This is a genomic window from Sulfitobacter albidus, assembly GCF_018200035.1.
Lineage (GTDB): Bacteria > Pseudomonadota > Alphaproteobacteria > Rhodobacterales > Rhodobacteraceae > Sulfitobacter > Sulfitobacter albidus.
Map to the genome: position 1 here is coordinate 1,435,593 of NZ_CP073581.1, position 13,641 is coordinate 1,449,233.

At 62.2% G+C, this 13,641-nt stretch carries 15 protein-coding genes; 3 read left to right on the forward strand and 12 right to left on the reverse strand.

The genetic code is table 11. The features are described from left to right. Positions 1-4: 4 nt before the first annotated feature. Both KDD17_RS06805 and aroQ read right to left on the reverse strand, forming a co-directional pair. Positions 5-760 carry a helix-turn-helix transcriptional regulator gene (locus tag KDD17_RS06805; protein WP_212705856.1) on the reverse strand — a complete coding sequence of 252 codons (756 nt, stop codon included), beginning with the start codon at positions 758-760 and terminating at the stop codon, positions 5-7. Beyond that, positions 757-1,194: a type II 3-dehydroquinate dehydratase gene (gene aroQ, locus KDD17_RS06810; protein ID WP_212705857.1), complete on the reverse strand. Its 438-nt coding sequence runs from the start codon at positions 1,192-1,194 to the stop codon at positions 757-759. The genes KDD17_RS06805 and aroQ overlap by 4 nt, the downstream gene beginning before the upstream one ends. Positions 1,195-1,453: 259 nt before the next feature. On the opposite strand from aroQ, the gene KDD17_RS06815 reads away from it, so the two are divergent. Beyond that, positions 1,454-2,839: an ISNCY family transposase gene (locus KDD17_RS06815; RefSeq protein WP_212705858.1), complete on the forward strand. Its 1,386-nt coding sequence runs from the start codon at positions 1,454-1,456 to the stop codon at positions 2,837-2,839. Beyond that, entirely contained in the window at positions 2,836-3,042 is a 207-nt protein-coding gene (locus KDD17_RS06820; protein ID WP_212705859.1) for a hypothetical protein, read from the forward strand. Before KDD17_RS06815 ends, KDD17_RS06820 begins: the two co-directional genes overlap by 4 nt. 217 nt (positions 3,043-3,259) lie before the next feature. On the opposite strand, the gene phoB is transcribed toward KDD17_RS06820, so the two are convergent. From phoB to KDD17_RS06870, 10 genes are all read right to left on the reverse strand, one after another. Next, positions 3,260-3,949 (reverse strand): phosphate regulon transcriptional regulator PhoB, encoded by a 690-nt coding sequence (gene phoB, locus KDD17_RS06825; RefSeq protein WP_212705860.1) that lies wholly within the window; start codon positions 3,947-3,949, stop codon positions 3,260-3,262. Positions 3,950-3,965: 16 nt separating this feature from the next. Then, positions 3,966-4,673, reverse strand: coding sequence for a phosphate signaling complex protein PhoU (gene phoU, locus KDD17_RS06830; RefSeq protein ID WP_212705861.1), 708 nt, complete (start codon positions 4,671-4,673; stop codon positions 3,966-3,968). Between the two features lie 2 nt (positions 4,674-4,675). Beyond that, positions 4,676-5,473 (reverse strand): phosphate ABC transporter ATP-binding protein PstB, encoded by a 798-nt coding sequence (gene pstB, locus KDD17_RS06835; RefSeq protein ID WP_212705862.1) that lies wholly within the window; start codon positions 5,471-5,473, stop codon positions 4,676-4,678. Positions 5,474-5,481: 8 nt separating this feature from the next. Continuing rightward, positions 5,482-6,816: a phosphate ABC transporter permease PstA gene (gene pstA / locus KDD17_RS06840; protein WP_212705863.1), complete on the reverse strand. Its 1,335-nt coding sequence runs from the start codon at positions 6,814-6,816 to the stop codon at positions 5,482-5,484. Beyond that, positions 6,813-8,324, reverse strand: a complete 1,512-nt coding sequence (gene pstC, locus KDD17_RS06845; RefSeq protein WP_212705864.1) for a phosphate ABC transporter permease subunit PstC — start codon at positions 8,322-8,324, stop codon at positions 6,813-6,815. Before pstC ends, pstA begins: the two co-directional genes overlap by 4 nt. Before the next feature lie 86 nt (positions 8,325-8,410). Further along, complete coding sequence (locus tag KDD17_RS06850; protein WP_212705865.1) at positions 8,411-9,451, reverse strand: substrate-binding domain-containing protein; 1,041 nt, start codon at positions 9,449-9,451, stop codon at positions 8,411-8,413. A 143-nt stretch (positions 9,452-9,594) separates the two neighbouring features. Then, positions 9,595-10,632 (reverse strand): ATP-binding protein, encoded by a 1,038-nt coding sequence (locus KDD17_RS06855; protein WP_254796919.1) that lies wholly within the window; start codon positions 10,630-10,632, stop codon positions 9,595-9,597. Between the two features lie 3 nt (positions 10,633-10,635). Then, entirely contained in the window at positions 10,636-11,157 is a 522-nt protein-coding gene (locus KDD17_RS06860; RefSeq protein ID WP_212705866.1) for a gamma carbonic anhydrase family protein, read from the reverse strand. Next, a complete protein-coding gene (gene gmk / locus KDD17_RS06865; protein WP_212705867.1) occupies positions 11,154-11,801 on the reverse strand; it encodes a guanylate kinase in 648 nt (215 codons plus the stop codon). Before gmk ends, KDD17_RS06860 begins: the two co-directional genes overlap by 4 nt. Before the next feature lie 3 nt (positions 11,802-11,804). Continuing rightward, positions 11,805-12,695 carry a YicC/YloC family endoribonuclease gene (locus KDD17_RS06870; RefSeq protein ID WP_212705868.1) on the reverse strand — a complete coding sequence of 297 codons (891 nt, stop codon included), beginning with the start codon at positions 12,693-12,695 and terminating at the stop codon, positions 11,805-11,807. Positions 12,696-12,951: 256 nt separating this feature from the next. Here KDD17_RS06870 and KDD17_RS06875 point away from each other — a divergent pair, with 256 nt between their 5' ends. Next, the gene (locus KDD17_RS06875; RefSeq protein WP_212705869.1) at positions 12,952-13,608 is read left to right on the forward strand and encodes a PAS domain-containing protein; all 657 of its coding nucleotides are present in this window, start codon (positions 12,952-12,954) and stop codon (positions 13,606-13,608) included. Positions 13,609-13,641: the final 33 nt, after the last annotated feature.

Genomic DNA, 13,641 nt, shown 5'->3' on the forward strand with positions numbered 1-13,641 from the left:
CCGTTCAGAGGTCGATGACAAACATCTGATTGCTGAACGCAGCCTTGAGAACCGCCTGCGCCGTCGTCTCGACCGCGAGGGATTCGCGTGCCAACCGCAGATGCTTTTCCACCGTCGCCGCTGTCAGTCCCATCAGCATCGCGATGTCCTGCGTGGTCTTGCCGTCTCCGACCCATTCAAGCGCCTCGCGCTGACGCGCGGTAAGCACGCGATTGGGCGCCGTATAGGGCAGGGTGAGGATTTTCAGATGCAGGATGTTGTTCATCAGGGTGATGTCTGCACCGTGCTCGGCCCACATCTCGTCAACGTCCTGCTGCGACAACCCCGGCTTTGCCGTCAGCGCAATCGCACCTTTCGAGCGCGCCGAGATCGACTTGAAGCTGATCGAATATCCCGCCGTCACGCCCATGTCGCGGTTGAATTCCAGAACACGGCGCTCGGGACCGCTCAACGCCTTGCTGGCCTCCATATCAGCGAGCAGCCGCCAGCTTTTGGCGCCTTCGTTGTTGAGGGCCCAGTTGACCATGGGCGCATGGTGATAATGCCCTTCATCCAGAAAGACAGATGTGTAGGCCTGGCTGTGGTTCGTGAGGATGATGAAATCTTCGGGATCGCCCAGCGAGGTGGCCGTGCGGTAACGGGTAAAGCCGTAGAGCAGCCGATCGAACCCGTATTGCGCCATCTTCCGCACGTGGTCTTCCCACAGGTTCTCGATCGTCTTGGCATCGGCAATCGACAGAAGATGCTGGCGCAGGCTCATGCGGCAAACCTTTGCGCCAGTGCATCCAGCGCATAGAGATAGCCCGCCATGCCAAGCCCGCAGATCTGTCCAATCGCCACCGGCGCGAGGTAGGAGCGGTGGCGAAACGGCTCGCGCGCGTGGATGTTGCTCAGGTGCACTTCGATCATCGGCAGTTCGACCGAGGCGACCGCATCCATGATCGCAATCGAGGTATGGGTAAAGGCGCCACCGTTGATAACCAGACCGTCGTGCGTGCCACGTGCCGCGTGGATCGCGTCGATCAGCGCACCTTCGTGATTGGATTGCACGAACGCCACGTCGAGACCGAGGGACGCGGCACGCGTACGGCATGCGTCCTCGACATCCGCGAGCGTGGTGCGACCGTAGACCTCAGGCTGGCGCGTACCCAGCAGGTTGAGGTTCGGACCGTTGATGACGAGAACTGAGGGCATGGTATTCCGCTTGAGCTGCTGCATGACAGTCGCAGGCGCAGGGCATCCTGTCCAGACGGCACCATCACGTAAGCTCAAATCAATAAGCTAAGTTGATTTCCCCGCAACAACGGACCGTTACAGGGTCTTTGTAGCCCCTAAAGTATTTACATAATACTGATTATTCGATTTAGAAACTGTAGCTGCAAAGCTAAAATGTCACCCGTGAGCAATTCAGGAATGTCACTCTGCCCTCAAAAATCATTGAGGGTGAGCGGATATGGGATGGGTGGTTATGAGCGAGCGCGAGTTGAACTGCGTGGAGGTTTTGGCACAGGTCGATGACGGACGGCTGAGCGTTGATAATGCGGCGAACATGCTAGACCTGACACGGCGGCAAGTCTTCCGGCTATTGAAGCGGTATCGCCAGGACGGTGCATCCGCGATCCGGCACAAGGCGCGTGGCAAACCTCCGAACAATCGCATTCATCATGCCAAGCGCGACTATGCTTTGTCGGTAATCAAAGAAGGCTACGCGGACTTTGGGCCAACACTGGCGGCGGAGATGCTGGCCGAGCATCAAGGCTTCAAAGTCTCACGCGAGACTGTGCGCAAGTGGATGGTCGAGGATGGCATCTGGCTGTCCCGAAAGCAACGCCGCACTTTCCACCAGCCGCGCTTGCGACGGGAATGCTATGGCGAGCTGATCCAAATTGACGGGTCAGACCACCGTTGGTTCGAGGATCGGGGTGATCCCTGCACCCTGCTCGTCTTCATCGACGATGCCACCAGCACGCTGATGGAGTTGCGGTTTGTCACGTCTGAGAGCACGTTCAGTTACTTCGAGGCCTTGGAAAGCTATCTGTTGAAGCATGGTCGCCCGGTCGCGTTCTACAGCGATAAGCACACCGTCTTCCGCGTTCCAAAGCCGAACGAACACATGACAGGCATGACCCAGTTCGGGCGCGCTCTGGCCGAGCTGAACATCGAGATCATCTGTGCCAACTCTTCGCAAGCCAAAGGCCGCGTCGAACGCGCGAACCGCACGCTGCAGGATCGGCTGGTTAAAGAGCTGCGCATCGCGGGCATCTCCAACATGGAAGACGGCAACGCGTTCCTTGGGGGCTTCATGGAGCGCTATAATGCCAAGTTTGCAAAGGCTCCGGCCAAACCAGACAACCTGCACCGTGCCTTGAACATCGAGCCGGATCGGCTGGCCGAGGTCTTCTGTCTGCGCGACAAACGCTATGTCACCAAGGATTTGACGCTCAAGTACGACCGCAAACGCATCCGGCTAGAGGTCAATGATCTGACGCGCGGCTTGGTCGGCAAATACGTCGATGTCTACGAGATGCCAGACGGGCGCATCCAAGTTCGGGCCAAAGGCGTCGCCCTGCCCTACAGCATCTTCGATCCGCACCAACAGCGCGTCACACACGCTGCCATCACGGAGAACAAGCACCTCAGCGCCGTCCTCGCCCACATCAAAGAGGAACAGGAGAAGGCTGCACCGCCACCCAAGGTCAAACCTGTCAGCGCAAAGAACGGCTACAAGAAGACAGGCCGTCGCCCTCCGGGTCGACCTTCAAAGATGGAAGCGTATTATGAACGCAAGCGCGCTGAACGAACTGATACAATGAGGCGAACTGGAGCCAACGAAGAATGACCTACGAGCAGTGTGTGCGAGCCACATTTTTGGACTGGGAAAGCTGGCTGATCGCACTGATAGCCTTGGCAATGTTTCTCATTCTGCGCCACTTCAAACGAACAGTTCCAGCGATCGGGTCTGGCGTTGTCGGCGTCTGCTTGGCGCTTTCGTGGGCCTTTTTATTCTATGAGCTGAACTGCGTCGAACTCATCGGTTTGTAAAACACAACAGCGCAAAGATACCTTGGTCTGGCTTGAGTCCCGCAAGGCTTTTCAGCCCTGCGATATGTGAGGTCTCCGGGCTGCTAAGCCTTGCTCCTGTCGAGCCCTACGGTGACATTCCTGCTTTGCGCAACCGGTGACATTCCTGCTTTGCGCAACCGGTGACATTTCTACTTAGTTGCAACAGAGATGCCCAGGCTCAGCGCGCCTTCCACGATCACCCCAAGGCGTAGCCCGTGCCGCGGACCGTTCGGATGTGATCGGCACCGCCTTGGCCCGTGAGCGCCTTGCGCAGCCGCGCGATGTGCACGTCGACGGTGCGTGTGTCGACATAGATGTCGCGGCCCCAGACCTGATCGAGCAGCTGATCGCGGCTGAACACGCGTCCCGGTTTCTCCATCAGTGTGGCCAGCAGCCGGTATTCCGTCGGGCCCAGTTTCAGTTCTGTCTGGCCGCGCATCACGCGGTGGGTTTCCGCATTCAGCGCGATGTCTTCGTATTCCAGCACCTCACCGGCGGCTGTGGGACGTGCGCGGCGCAGCTGGGTGCGCACGCGGGCCATGAGCTCGCGCAGGTTGTAGGGTTTGATCACATAATCATCCGCACCGGTATCCAGGCCCCGCACGGCGTCGACCTCTTCGGAGCGCGCCGACAGCATGATGACCGGGATCGCCTTTGTCTCCGCCCGTGTCTTGACCCGGCGGCAGACCTCGATCCCCGACAGCAGCGGCATCATCCAGTCGAGAATGATAAGATCGGGCCGCTCCTCCTCGATCATGGTCATGGCTTCCTCGCCGTTTTCCGCGCGGCGCACGGTATAGCCTTCGGCCTCGAGGTTGTAGGCAAGGACTTCGCGTTGTGCCGGTTCATCTTCGACCAGCAAGACCTGCATATCGGTGACGGACATGGGGACGGCTTTCCTGTCAGACTTTGGTGTTCAATGAGGTTTGGTCGGCCTTGGGTCGCGCCTCATCGGGCGTGTTGCCGGTGACCAGATAGACCACCTGTTCGGCCATCGAGGTGCAGTGATCGCCCATCCGCTCCACGTTCTTGGCAATGAAATGCAGGTGCATGCAGGCGGTGATGTTGCGCGGATCTTCCAGCATGAAGGTCAGGAATTCGCGAAACAACGCGTTGTACATCTGATCGAGGTCTTCGTCGCGGGCGATCACCTCGGCCGCCAGTTCCGCGTCGCGGCGGATATAGGCATCCAGCGCGTCTTTCAGCATCTCTTCGCACAGACGTGCCATGCGCCGGATCGCGCCCGCGCTGTCGTTCACGGGCGGCATCGTCGCCAGCACGCTCGTGCGCTTGGCCATGTTTTTTGCGTAATCGCCGATGCGTTCGAGATTGGCAGAGATCTTGATCACGCTGAGGATCACGCGCAAATCGACCGCCGTGGGCGCGCGCAGGGCAATGACCCGCGCCGCCTGCTCGTTGATCTGTTCTTCGAGCAGGTCGATGGCCCTGTCCCCTGCCCGGACCTGTTCAGCGAGTGGCTCATCGCGGGTTTCCAGCGATTTGGCGGAGAGCCGGATCGCCTCCTCGACCAGTCCGCCCATCTTCATGATCTGTGCCTGAACCCGCTCAAGATCGCGGTCAAAGGCCGATGCAATGTGTTGTTCTTCCATGATTAACCGATCCTCCCGGTAATATAGCTTTCCGTGCGCGGATCCTCTGGCGTGGTAAAGATCTTGTCGGTCTCACCGAACTCAACAAGGTTGCCGAGGTGGAAAAACGCCGTCTTCTGGCTGACCCGTGCCGCCTGCTGCATCGAGTGTGTGACGATCACGACCGAATAGTTGCGGCGCAGTTCGTCGATCAGCTCTTCGACCTGCGCGGTGGCGATGGGATCGAGGGCCGAGCAGGGCTCGTCCATCAGCAGCACCTCAGGCTCCGTCGCCACAGCGCGCGCGATGCACAGGCGTTGCTGCTGGCCGCCCGACAGGCCCGTGCCGGGCGCTTGCAGGCGGTCCTTGACCTCGTCCCAGATGGCGCCGCGGCGCAGGGCGCGTTCGACGATATCATCAAGGTCGGCCTTGTTGCGGGCCAGACCGTGGATGCGCGGGCCGTAGGCGACATTGTCGTAGATGGATTTGGGGAATGGATTGGGTTTCTGAAACACCATGCCGACCTTGGCACGCAGCTGCACCGGGTCGACCTTGGGGTCATAAATGTCCTCGCCATCGATGCGGATGTTGCCGGTCACGCGGCAGATGTCGATGGTGTCGTTCATCCGGTTGATGCAGCGTAGGAAGGTGGATTTGCCACAGCCCGACGGGCCGATAAAGGCGGTCACGGTCTTGTCCTCGATCTCGACGCTGACGTCCTTGATCGCGTGGGTATCGCCGTAATGCACGTCAACGCCACTTGCAGAAATCTTTGATTTTTCGGCCACTTGTGCCTCCGGTTTAATGTGATGATCGAACATGGCGCGCCCTACCACCGACGCTCGAAGCGGCGGCGCAGCAGGACCGCGATGGCGTTCATCGTGATCAGGAATACCAACAGGATGATGATGCCGCCCCAGGCGCGTTCATAGAACGCCGGATCGGCGCGTTTCGCCCATTCGTAGATTTGCGCCGGCATGGCGGAGTTGGGGCTCAGCAACCCCTCGCTCAGCGACTCCGGCCCGTTTGAGGCGATGAAACCGACCATGCCGATCAGCAGTAGCGGTGCCGTCTCCCCCAGTGCCTGTGCGAGGCCGATGATGGTGCCGGTCAGGATGCCGGGTGCGGCCAGCGGCAGCACGTGGTGGAACACCGATTGCATTTTCGAGGCCCCTACCCCCAGCGCCGCATCGCGGATCGAGGGCGGGACAGATTTCAGCGACGCGCGCGTCGAGATGATGATCGTGGGCAGCGTCATCAGCGTCAGCACCAGCCCGCCGACCAGCGGGGCAGAATTAGGTAGGTGCATGTAGTTGATGAAGACTGCCAGCCCCAGGATGCCGAACACGATCGACGGCACCGCCGCGAGGTTCGAGATATTCACCTCAATGATATCCGTGATCCAGTTCTTGGGCGCAAACTCCTCAAGGTAGATCGAGGCTGCGACGCCGATGGGCAGCGCCAGGATCAGCACCACCAGCATCATCATCAGCGAGCCCACCATGCTGACGCCGATCCCCGCCGCCTCGGGCCGCGCGTCGGATGCATCGGCACCGGTGATGAAGGCCACGTTAAACCGTTTCTCCAGCGCGCCGCTGTCGCGCAACTGATCCACCAGATCCAGCTGTTCAACGCTGATGTTCTTGTCGTCGGCGATGCTGTCACGGCTCACCCGATCCTTGAGATAGCCGTCCACCCGCCCCGAGGCGAGAAATTCGAACTCCACCGTTTGCCCGATCAGGTCTGGATCAGCGATCACCGCATCGCGCATCTGCGCCGCGGCCCCTTTGGACAGCAGGCCTGCCATATCCTTGGCCGAAAGCTCGGTCTCGATCCCCTCCTGCGCAATCATCGTTTCAAAGGCGGTCGCCAGCAGCGGGTTATAGCCAAAGGTCGATACCTTCTTGATCTCGTCGATGTCGCGGTTGCCGTTCTTGTCGAGCTTTTCTTCCAAAAGCTCGACTTCGAGTGTGACGAAGGTCTGCTGGAACGCGCCGGTGCCGCGCCCGATGATGGTCGTCAGCAAAACGATCAGCATCATCACACCAAGGGCGATGGCCGTCAGCCCGTAAGCCTTGAACCGCGCTTCGGCCCGGTTGCGTTTGCGGGTGCGGGCATCCTGCACCAGCAGCGACGACGTGCCCGTGTTCGGGATATCGGTCATTCGTATTGCTCCCGGTATTTGCGCACGATGTAGAGTGCGAGAACGTTCAGCCCCAGCGTCAGCACGAATAGTGTCAGGCCAAGGGCAAAGGCGACCAGTGTTTCGGGCGAGGCGAAATCGGTGTCGCCGGTCAGCTGGCTCACGATGCGGGTGGTGATGGTGGTCATCGCCTCGAACGGGTTGCCGGAGAACCGGGCGATGGCCCCTGCCCCCAGCACCACGATCATCGTCTCACCAATGGCGCGCGACGCCGCCAGCAGGATCGCGCCCACGATCCCCGGCAGGGCGGCCGGCAGGACCACGTTGCGGATCGTTTCGGACGGGGTCGCGCCGATTCCGTAAGAGCCGTCGCGCAGCGATTGCGGCACGGCGTTGATGATATCGTCGCTGAGCGACGACACGAAGGGGATCAGCATGATGCCCATCACCAGCCCCGCGGTAATGACCGCCGTGGCCCCTGCCATCAACGGATCGCCATCGCGTACGCCTTGCATGCTCAGCGGACCGCCGGAGCCGAACAGATCGACGAGGAATGGACCGACCGTCAGCAGGGCGAAGAGGCCGTAGACGATGGTGGGAATGCCCGCGAGGATTTCCAGCAGTGGCTTGGCCACGGCGCGCAGTTTCGCGCCCGCATATTCACTGAGATAGATCGCGGCGAACAGACCGATGGGCACGGCCACCAGCAGCGCCACCACCGAGATGTAGAGCGTCCCCCACAGCAGCGGCAAGATCGAAAGATCGCTGTTGCCGCGGAAGTTCGGCGCCCAGTTGCCGCCGAGAAAAAAGTCCTGCCAGGGATGCAGGGAGAAGAAATTCATTGTCTCGAAAAGCATCGAAAGAACGATGCCCACAGTCGTCAAAATCGCCAGCGACGCGGCGGTGATCAGCAGCGCCAGCACGCCACGCTCAACCACGTTGCGTGCCCGGAACGCAGGGCCTGCGGCACGTATACCGATGGCCGCGCCGCCAAGCGCCAGCGCCAGCACCACCAGCGCGCGCACCGTATCGTACCGCGCATCAAGCGCGCGCGCGGTCTGGGCAGCGGCAAGGGTAAAGGGTTCGACCTCTGATCCAAGGGCGACGCCCACCCCCGACAAGGTCGCGCGCAGCGTGGCCGGGTCATCGCGCAGTGCCGCAATACCCTCGGCGTCCAGCACGCCGCGTGCAACGGCGACATCCAGCCCGTTCGCCACCCGGTCCACATCCGCCAGCGCCAGCGAGGTCGTGCCGGCATCGGCGGCCACCTCGGCGGGCAGCAGCGGCACCACGGCGTTCTGGATCACCATCGGCTGCGCCAGCAGCCACAGCAGCATCACCCCAAGGGCGGGCACCGCCGCGGCCATCGCAGCGGTCATGCCATAGTAGTTGGGCAGCGAGTGCAGCGCGCGCGCGTCGCCGCCAGCGCGGGCCACCGCTCGGCGGCGGGCCATCACGTAGCCCACGACGGCAATCGCCAGCACAAGGACGGTGATCAGCAGGGCATTGCCAAGAAGTGCGAGGGGCATGGGTTCTCCGCCGGGTGAGGTATTCAGTAGATCGGGCCGCCCTCACGCAAGAGGGCGGCCCGGTGTTTCAGCGTTCAGGCAAAGGCTCAGGAGCCGCCGCCCAGGACCGCTTCATCGGACACGGTTGCCTGTGTCTCGGCCAGTTCGGGATCGGATACAAGACCGTATTCCGCCAGCGGGCCATCGGGGCCTGCGATCTCGTCGGCGACGAAGAATTCAGCAAATTCCTTGAGGCCGGGGATCACGCCGATATGCGCTTTCTTGATGTAGAAATACAGCGGACGCGAGACGGGGTATTCGCCTTCGGCGATGGTCTGGGTCGAGGGCTCGACACCGGACATGGTCGCGACTTTCAGCTTGTCGGTGTTGTTCTCGTAGAAGGCGAGGCCAAAGACGCCGACGCCATTCTGGTTGCTGTCGATGCGCGCCAGCGTTTCGGTGTAGTCACCGTCGATGTCCACGGACACACCGTCGGTACGCACGGCCATGCAGGCGCCCTCGGCGTCATCTTCGGACATGCCCGCATCCATCATCGCGGCCATGGCGCCGGTGTCTTCGCAGCCTTGCAGCAGCACTTTTTCCTCGAACACTTCACGGGTGCCGTGCTTTGTGCCGGGGATGAAGGCCGCGATGTCGACCGCTGGCAGATCGGCGTTGAAATCAGCCCATTGTGCGTGCGGGTTGTCGACCAGTGCGCCATCGACCAGAACCTGCGTGGCAAGCGCGTTGTACCAATCGGCTGGCTCGAACGCGGTGAAGGCGGGGCCGCTTTGCTGGCTGGCAAAGACGATACCGTCATAGCCGATGCGCACTTCGATGATGTCGGTCACGCCCGCCTCGGCACAGGCGGCTACTTCGCTGTCCTTGATCTTCCGCGAAGCGTTGGCCACGTCGATGGTGTTCTCGCCCACGCCCTCGCAGAACCGCTTGAGCCCGGCGGAGGAGCCACCCGATTCCACGACCGGTGTCGGGAAGTCAAAGTTCTCACCGAACGCTTCGGCCACGATGGAGGCGTAAGGCAGAACGGTGGACGAGCCTGCGACCTGAACCTGATCGCGCGCGGCGGCGGCGGTTGCGGACACGGCCGCGATGGCCAGAGCGGATGTTGTGAGTTTTGCGAAAGACATGATGTCTCCTGTCAGCAGTTTTGCAATCACCCCCATGGTGATCTTGGCCGCAGATCTAGGGGCGGCGTGCTGAGCTTTTGTGACAGTTACGTTACAGTTTTATGACACGGCACGTTTAGGGAGAGCAGCTCTGCCCGGGCGCCCTAGCCTATCGGTAAAAGAACCTTGAATTCAGTGCCTTCGCCAACGGTCGAGCTTACCCGCAAGCGACCGCGATGGCGGTTCAAAATGTGCTTCACAATCGCCAGACCCAGCCCCGTTCCCCCCAGCGCGCGGCTTCTGTGACTGTCGGCGCGGTAGAATCGCTCGGTCAGGCGGGGCAGATGCTGCGCGTCGATGCCCGGCCCCTCGTCGCGCACGCTCACAACCACCCCCGGTGCGCGCAGCGCGTCGATGCGGTCATGCTGCGCCAGCGAGATATGAACATTTTTGCCGCTGCCGCCGTATTTGATCGCGTTCTCGATCAGATTGGTGAAAACCTGCAGCAACTGGTCCGTGTCACCAATGAGCGTCACGGCCGCGTCCGGCAGATCGGGGCGCAGGCGCACGTCCGCCTCTACCGCGAGGGGGTTGAGATTGCGGATCGTGGTGCCAAGGATCGCCGTCAGATCGCACAGCTCGGTCGGGCGCACGCGCTCTTCGGCCTCGACACGGCTCAGCGACAATAGATCGCCGACCAGTCTGTTCATGCGCCCCGCCTCTTTCGACATTATATCAAGGAATCGGTCCCGTGCGGCGGTGTCGTCACGCGCGGGGCCTTGCAGCGTCTCGATAAATCCGGTGAGGGCGGTCAGCGGCGTGCGTAACTCGTGGCTTACATTGGCCACAAAATCGCGGCGCATCTGGCCTGCGGCGGCCACGTGGGTCACATCCTGAAAGCTGGCGATGACCACGCCCGCACTGTCGATCCGGCTGGCGTTCACTTCGTAGGTGACGTCATTGCCGCGCTCGATGGTGAGGTATTGCGCGACGGCCCGCGCGCTGCCCGCCATCACCCGCTCCACCGCCTCGACAACCGAAGGCTGGCGCAGGATGGTAATGAAATGCCGCCCCTGCGCGGGCGTGCCCAGCAGCTTTTGCGCCGCCTCGTTGATCGCGATGATCTGCTCGTCGCGCCCGATGGCCAGCGCCGGGTGAGGCAGCGCCGCGATCACCTCTGAGACGGGCAGCGGCAGCGTCACGCCCTAGACCTCGCGCAGATCCCGCGCGAACCGCGCGGCGTTTTCCTGGTAGTGCAGCGCGCTCAGCTCAAGCCCGTTGATCGCGGCGGCATCGAGTTGTCGCACCACCTTGCCCGGCGCGCCCATGACAAGGCTGCCGTCGGGGATCTCCTTGCCCTCGGTGATCAAGGCCCCTGCCCCGATCAGGCAATTCCTGCCGATCCTGGCCCCGTTCAAAATCGTGGCCCCCATCCCGATCAGAGAATTGTCGCCAATCGTGCAGCCGTGCAGCATGACCTTGTGACCGATGGTACAATTGCGGCCGATCACCAGCGGGTAGCCCATATCGGTGTGAAACACACAGTTTTCCTGCACGTTCGATCCCTCGCCGACCTCGATCACCTCGTTGTCGCCGCGCAGGGTGGCGCAGAACCAGACGGAGGATTTGGGATGCAGCACCACATTGCCGATCAGATTGGCATCGGGGGCGACCCAGGCGGTCGCGTCGATTGCGGGCGTGAGATCGCCAAGGGCATAAAGGGTCATTGCAGCTCCTCGAATTCGGTCTGCAGGCTGCGCACGTGGTCGGCCAGCCCCGGTTGCTGGCTGCGTTGCAGCCGCTCTGCGCGGATGATGGTTTTCAGGCGTTCTTCGGTCTCGTCCAGATCGTCGTTGATCAGCACGTAATCATAGGCTTCCCAATGGCTGATCTCGTCCCAGCTTTTCTGCATCCGCTTTGCGATGGTCTCGGGGTCATCCTGCCCGCGCCCGATCAGACGGCGGCGCAACTCCGCAATTGAGGGCGGCAGGATGAAGATCGACAGCGTGTGATCCTTCAGGACGGAGCCGCGGATCTGCTGCGCCCCCTGCCAGTCGATGTCGAATAGCACGTCGCGCCCGGCCTCGATCGCCGTCTGCACCGGCCCGCGCGGGGAGCCGTAGCGGTTGCCGAACACATGCGCGTGCTCCAGCATCTCGCCGTCCTTGACCAAGCGTTTGAAATCCTCGTCGTTGACGAAATAGTAATGCGTGCCCTCGACCTCACCCGCGCGCGGCGCGCGGGTGGTGGCCGACACCGAAAACCGCAGCGACGGATCCCACGCCATCAACTGCCGCGCCAGCGTGCTTTTGCCCGCCCCCGAGGGCGAGCTGAGAATGATCAAAAGGCCGCGACGGGTTTGCGTGCTCATGGCTTACTCCACATTCTGGATCTGTTCGCGCAGCTGTTCGATGACGGCCTTGAGCGCCAGCCCCACGCGCGTCAGCTCGGTGCTTTGCGCCTTTGAGCACAGGGTGTTGGCCTCGCGGTTGAACTCCTGCATCAGGAAATCAAGCTTGCGGCCCGCGGGGCCATCCCCGGCCAGCAGCTCGCGCGCGGCGGCGACATGGGCGTGCAGGCGGTCGATCTCTTCGGTGATGTCGGCCTTGACCGCGATCAGGGCCAGTTCCTGTTCGATGCGGGCGGGGTCGATGCCGTCGATGTTGTCGATCACGCGCGCCAGATTGCGTTTGAGCGTGTCTGCGGCCAGATCGTGGCGCGCTTCGGCCAGGGTCGCGGCCTCTGCGGTCAGGGCCGAGATCTGGTCAAGCTGGCCTGCCATGACCGCCTGCAACGCCGCGCCTTCCGCTTCGCGCATGTCGTTGAACGCCCCCAGAACGGTGGCGAAATCCGCGAGCAGATGGGCGGCGAGCGCCGTGTTGTCGTCCTCCGGCTGGGCCTGTTCAAGCACGCCGCGCAGCGCCACGATGTCGGTAGCGTTCGAGGGGGCAAGCGAGACGCCTGCGTCCATCGCCGCCGTCTCGATCGTGGCAAGCGCCTCCAGAACGGTGTTCAGATGCGCGGCGTTCACGGTCAGCCCGCCGTCAGCGTCCTCGCGGTTGATGCGCAGCCCCAGCGTGACATTGCCGCGCGCCACGCCCGCGCCCACAGCCTTGCGCAGCGATTGCTCAAGCCCGGGCAGCCAATCGGGCACGCGCACCCGCAGATCAAGACCGCGCCCGTTGACCGCGCGCAGCTCCCACGTCCAGACGTGTGGCCCCTGCGCGCCCGCGTGTGTCGCAAAACCTGTCATCGAGCGTCGCATCTGAGCGCCTTTCCGCTGGTATTCTGCCTGGCAAATAGGGGGATTTTTCCCGTCACCGCAAGCGGTTTTGCCGCGGAGGTCGCCCGCCAGGGGATCGTGCGACGTTAACTATTACGACGAAAAGTTGAGCAAATGTGGCCCAAATTTGGTATCAAATGTCCCAAACCAGCCTTATTTCGGTTTTCGCGCGGCAGCAGGATTGCCCCGCGATCGCAAGAAGGCTCTTTCATCGCTGAGCCATAAGAAAGGCCGTCACATGGACAAGCGTATCAGAACGGAGCAGAATGTCATCACGATGCCCGATTTTCGCGCCCAGAACCCCTACGGTATCCTCTCGCAGGTCGAGGCCTATTGGGACGCGTTGCGCGAGGGCGATGTGTTGCCCAAGCGCTCGCAGGTCGATCCGCGCGGGATCGAGCGGGCGCTGGAATATGCGTTCATCCTTGAGCGGGTGACATCGGGCGTGGCCCGCATGCGCCTGGCCGGATCGCATCTGCACGATCTGATGGGAATGGAAGTGCGCGGCATGACGCTCACCTCGCTTTTCGAGGATGGCGCACAAAGCCGTATTGCCGGCCTGCTCGAAGAGGTGTTCCAGACGCCCGCCACCGCCGAAATCTGGATGCGCCGGCCGCAGGGTGCCGAGGGCCGCATGCTGCTGCTGCCGTTGCGCAGCGATCTGGGGGATGTGAGCCGTATCCTCGGATGCATGATCTGCCCCGACGCGGGCGACAGCGCCGGTCAACGCTTTGATCTGGGCTCTGTCACCCTGCGTGCTGTGGGCAGTTGCCCGGCACCTGCCCCGCAGCCCGCGCCGCAGGGCTTTGCCGAGCCAAGCGCGCCGTTCGAGGCCGCGCCCGCGGATCCCAAGCGCCCGCCCTACCTGCGGCTGGTCAAAAACGATAACGGCTAACGCAAAACGCGCGGACCGTTTCGGGCCCGCGCG

Coding starts and splice junctions, on each gene's coding strand:
- KDD17_RS06805 (WP_212705856.1), bottom strand. CDS start 760: ATGAGCCTGCGCCAGCATCTTCTGTCGATTGCCGATGCCAAGACGATC.
- aroQ (WP_212705857.1), bottom strand. CDS start 1,194: ATGCCCTCAGTTCTCGTCATCAACGGTCCGAACCTCAACCTGCTGGGT.
- KDD17_RS06815 (WP_212705858.1), top strand. CDS start 1,454: ATGGGATGGGTGGTTATGAGCGAGCGCGAGTTGAACTGCGTGGAGGTT.
- KDD17_RS06820 (WP_212705859.1), top strand. CDS start 2,836: ATGACCTACGAGCAGTGTGTGCGAGCCACATTTTTGGACTGGGAAAGC.
- phoB (WP_212705860.1), bottom strand. CDS start 3,949: ATGTCCGTCACCGATATGCAGGTCTTGCTGGTCGAAGATGAACCGGCA.
- phoU (WP_212705861.1), bottom strand. CDS start 4,673: ATGGAAGAACAACACATTGCATCGGCCTTTGACCGCGATCTTGAGCGG.
- pstB (WP_212705862.1), bottom strand. CDS start 5,473: ATGTTCGATCATCACATTAAACCGGAGGCACAAGTGGCCGAAAAATCA.
- pstA (WP_212705863.1), bottom strand. CDS start 6,816: ATGACCGATATCCCGAACACGGGCACGTCGTCGCTGCTGGTGCAGGAT.
- pstC (WP_212705864.1), bottom strand. CDS start 8,324: ATGCCCCTCGCACTTCTTGGCAATGCCCTGCTGATCACCGTCCTTGTG.
- KDD17_RS06850 (WP_212705865.1), bottom strand. CDS start 9,451: ATGTCTTTCGCAAAACTCACAACATCCGCTCTGGCCATCGCGGCCGTG.
- KDD17_RS06860 (WP_212705866.1), bottom strand. CDS start 11,157: ATGACCCTTTATGCCCTTGGCGATCTCACGCCCGCAATCGACGCGACC.
- gmk (WP_212705867.1), bottom strand. CDS start 11,801: ATGAGCACGCAAACCCGTCGCGGCCTTTTGATCATTCTCAGCTCGCCC.
- KDD17_RS06870 (WP_212705868.1), bottom strand. CDS start 12,695: ATGCGACGCTCGATGACAGGTTTTGCGACACACGCGGGCGCGCAGGGG.
- KDD17_RS06875 (WP_212705869.1), top strand. CDS start 12,952: ATGGACAAGCGTATCAGAACGGAGCAGAATGTCATCACGATGCCCGAT.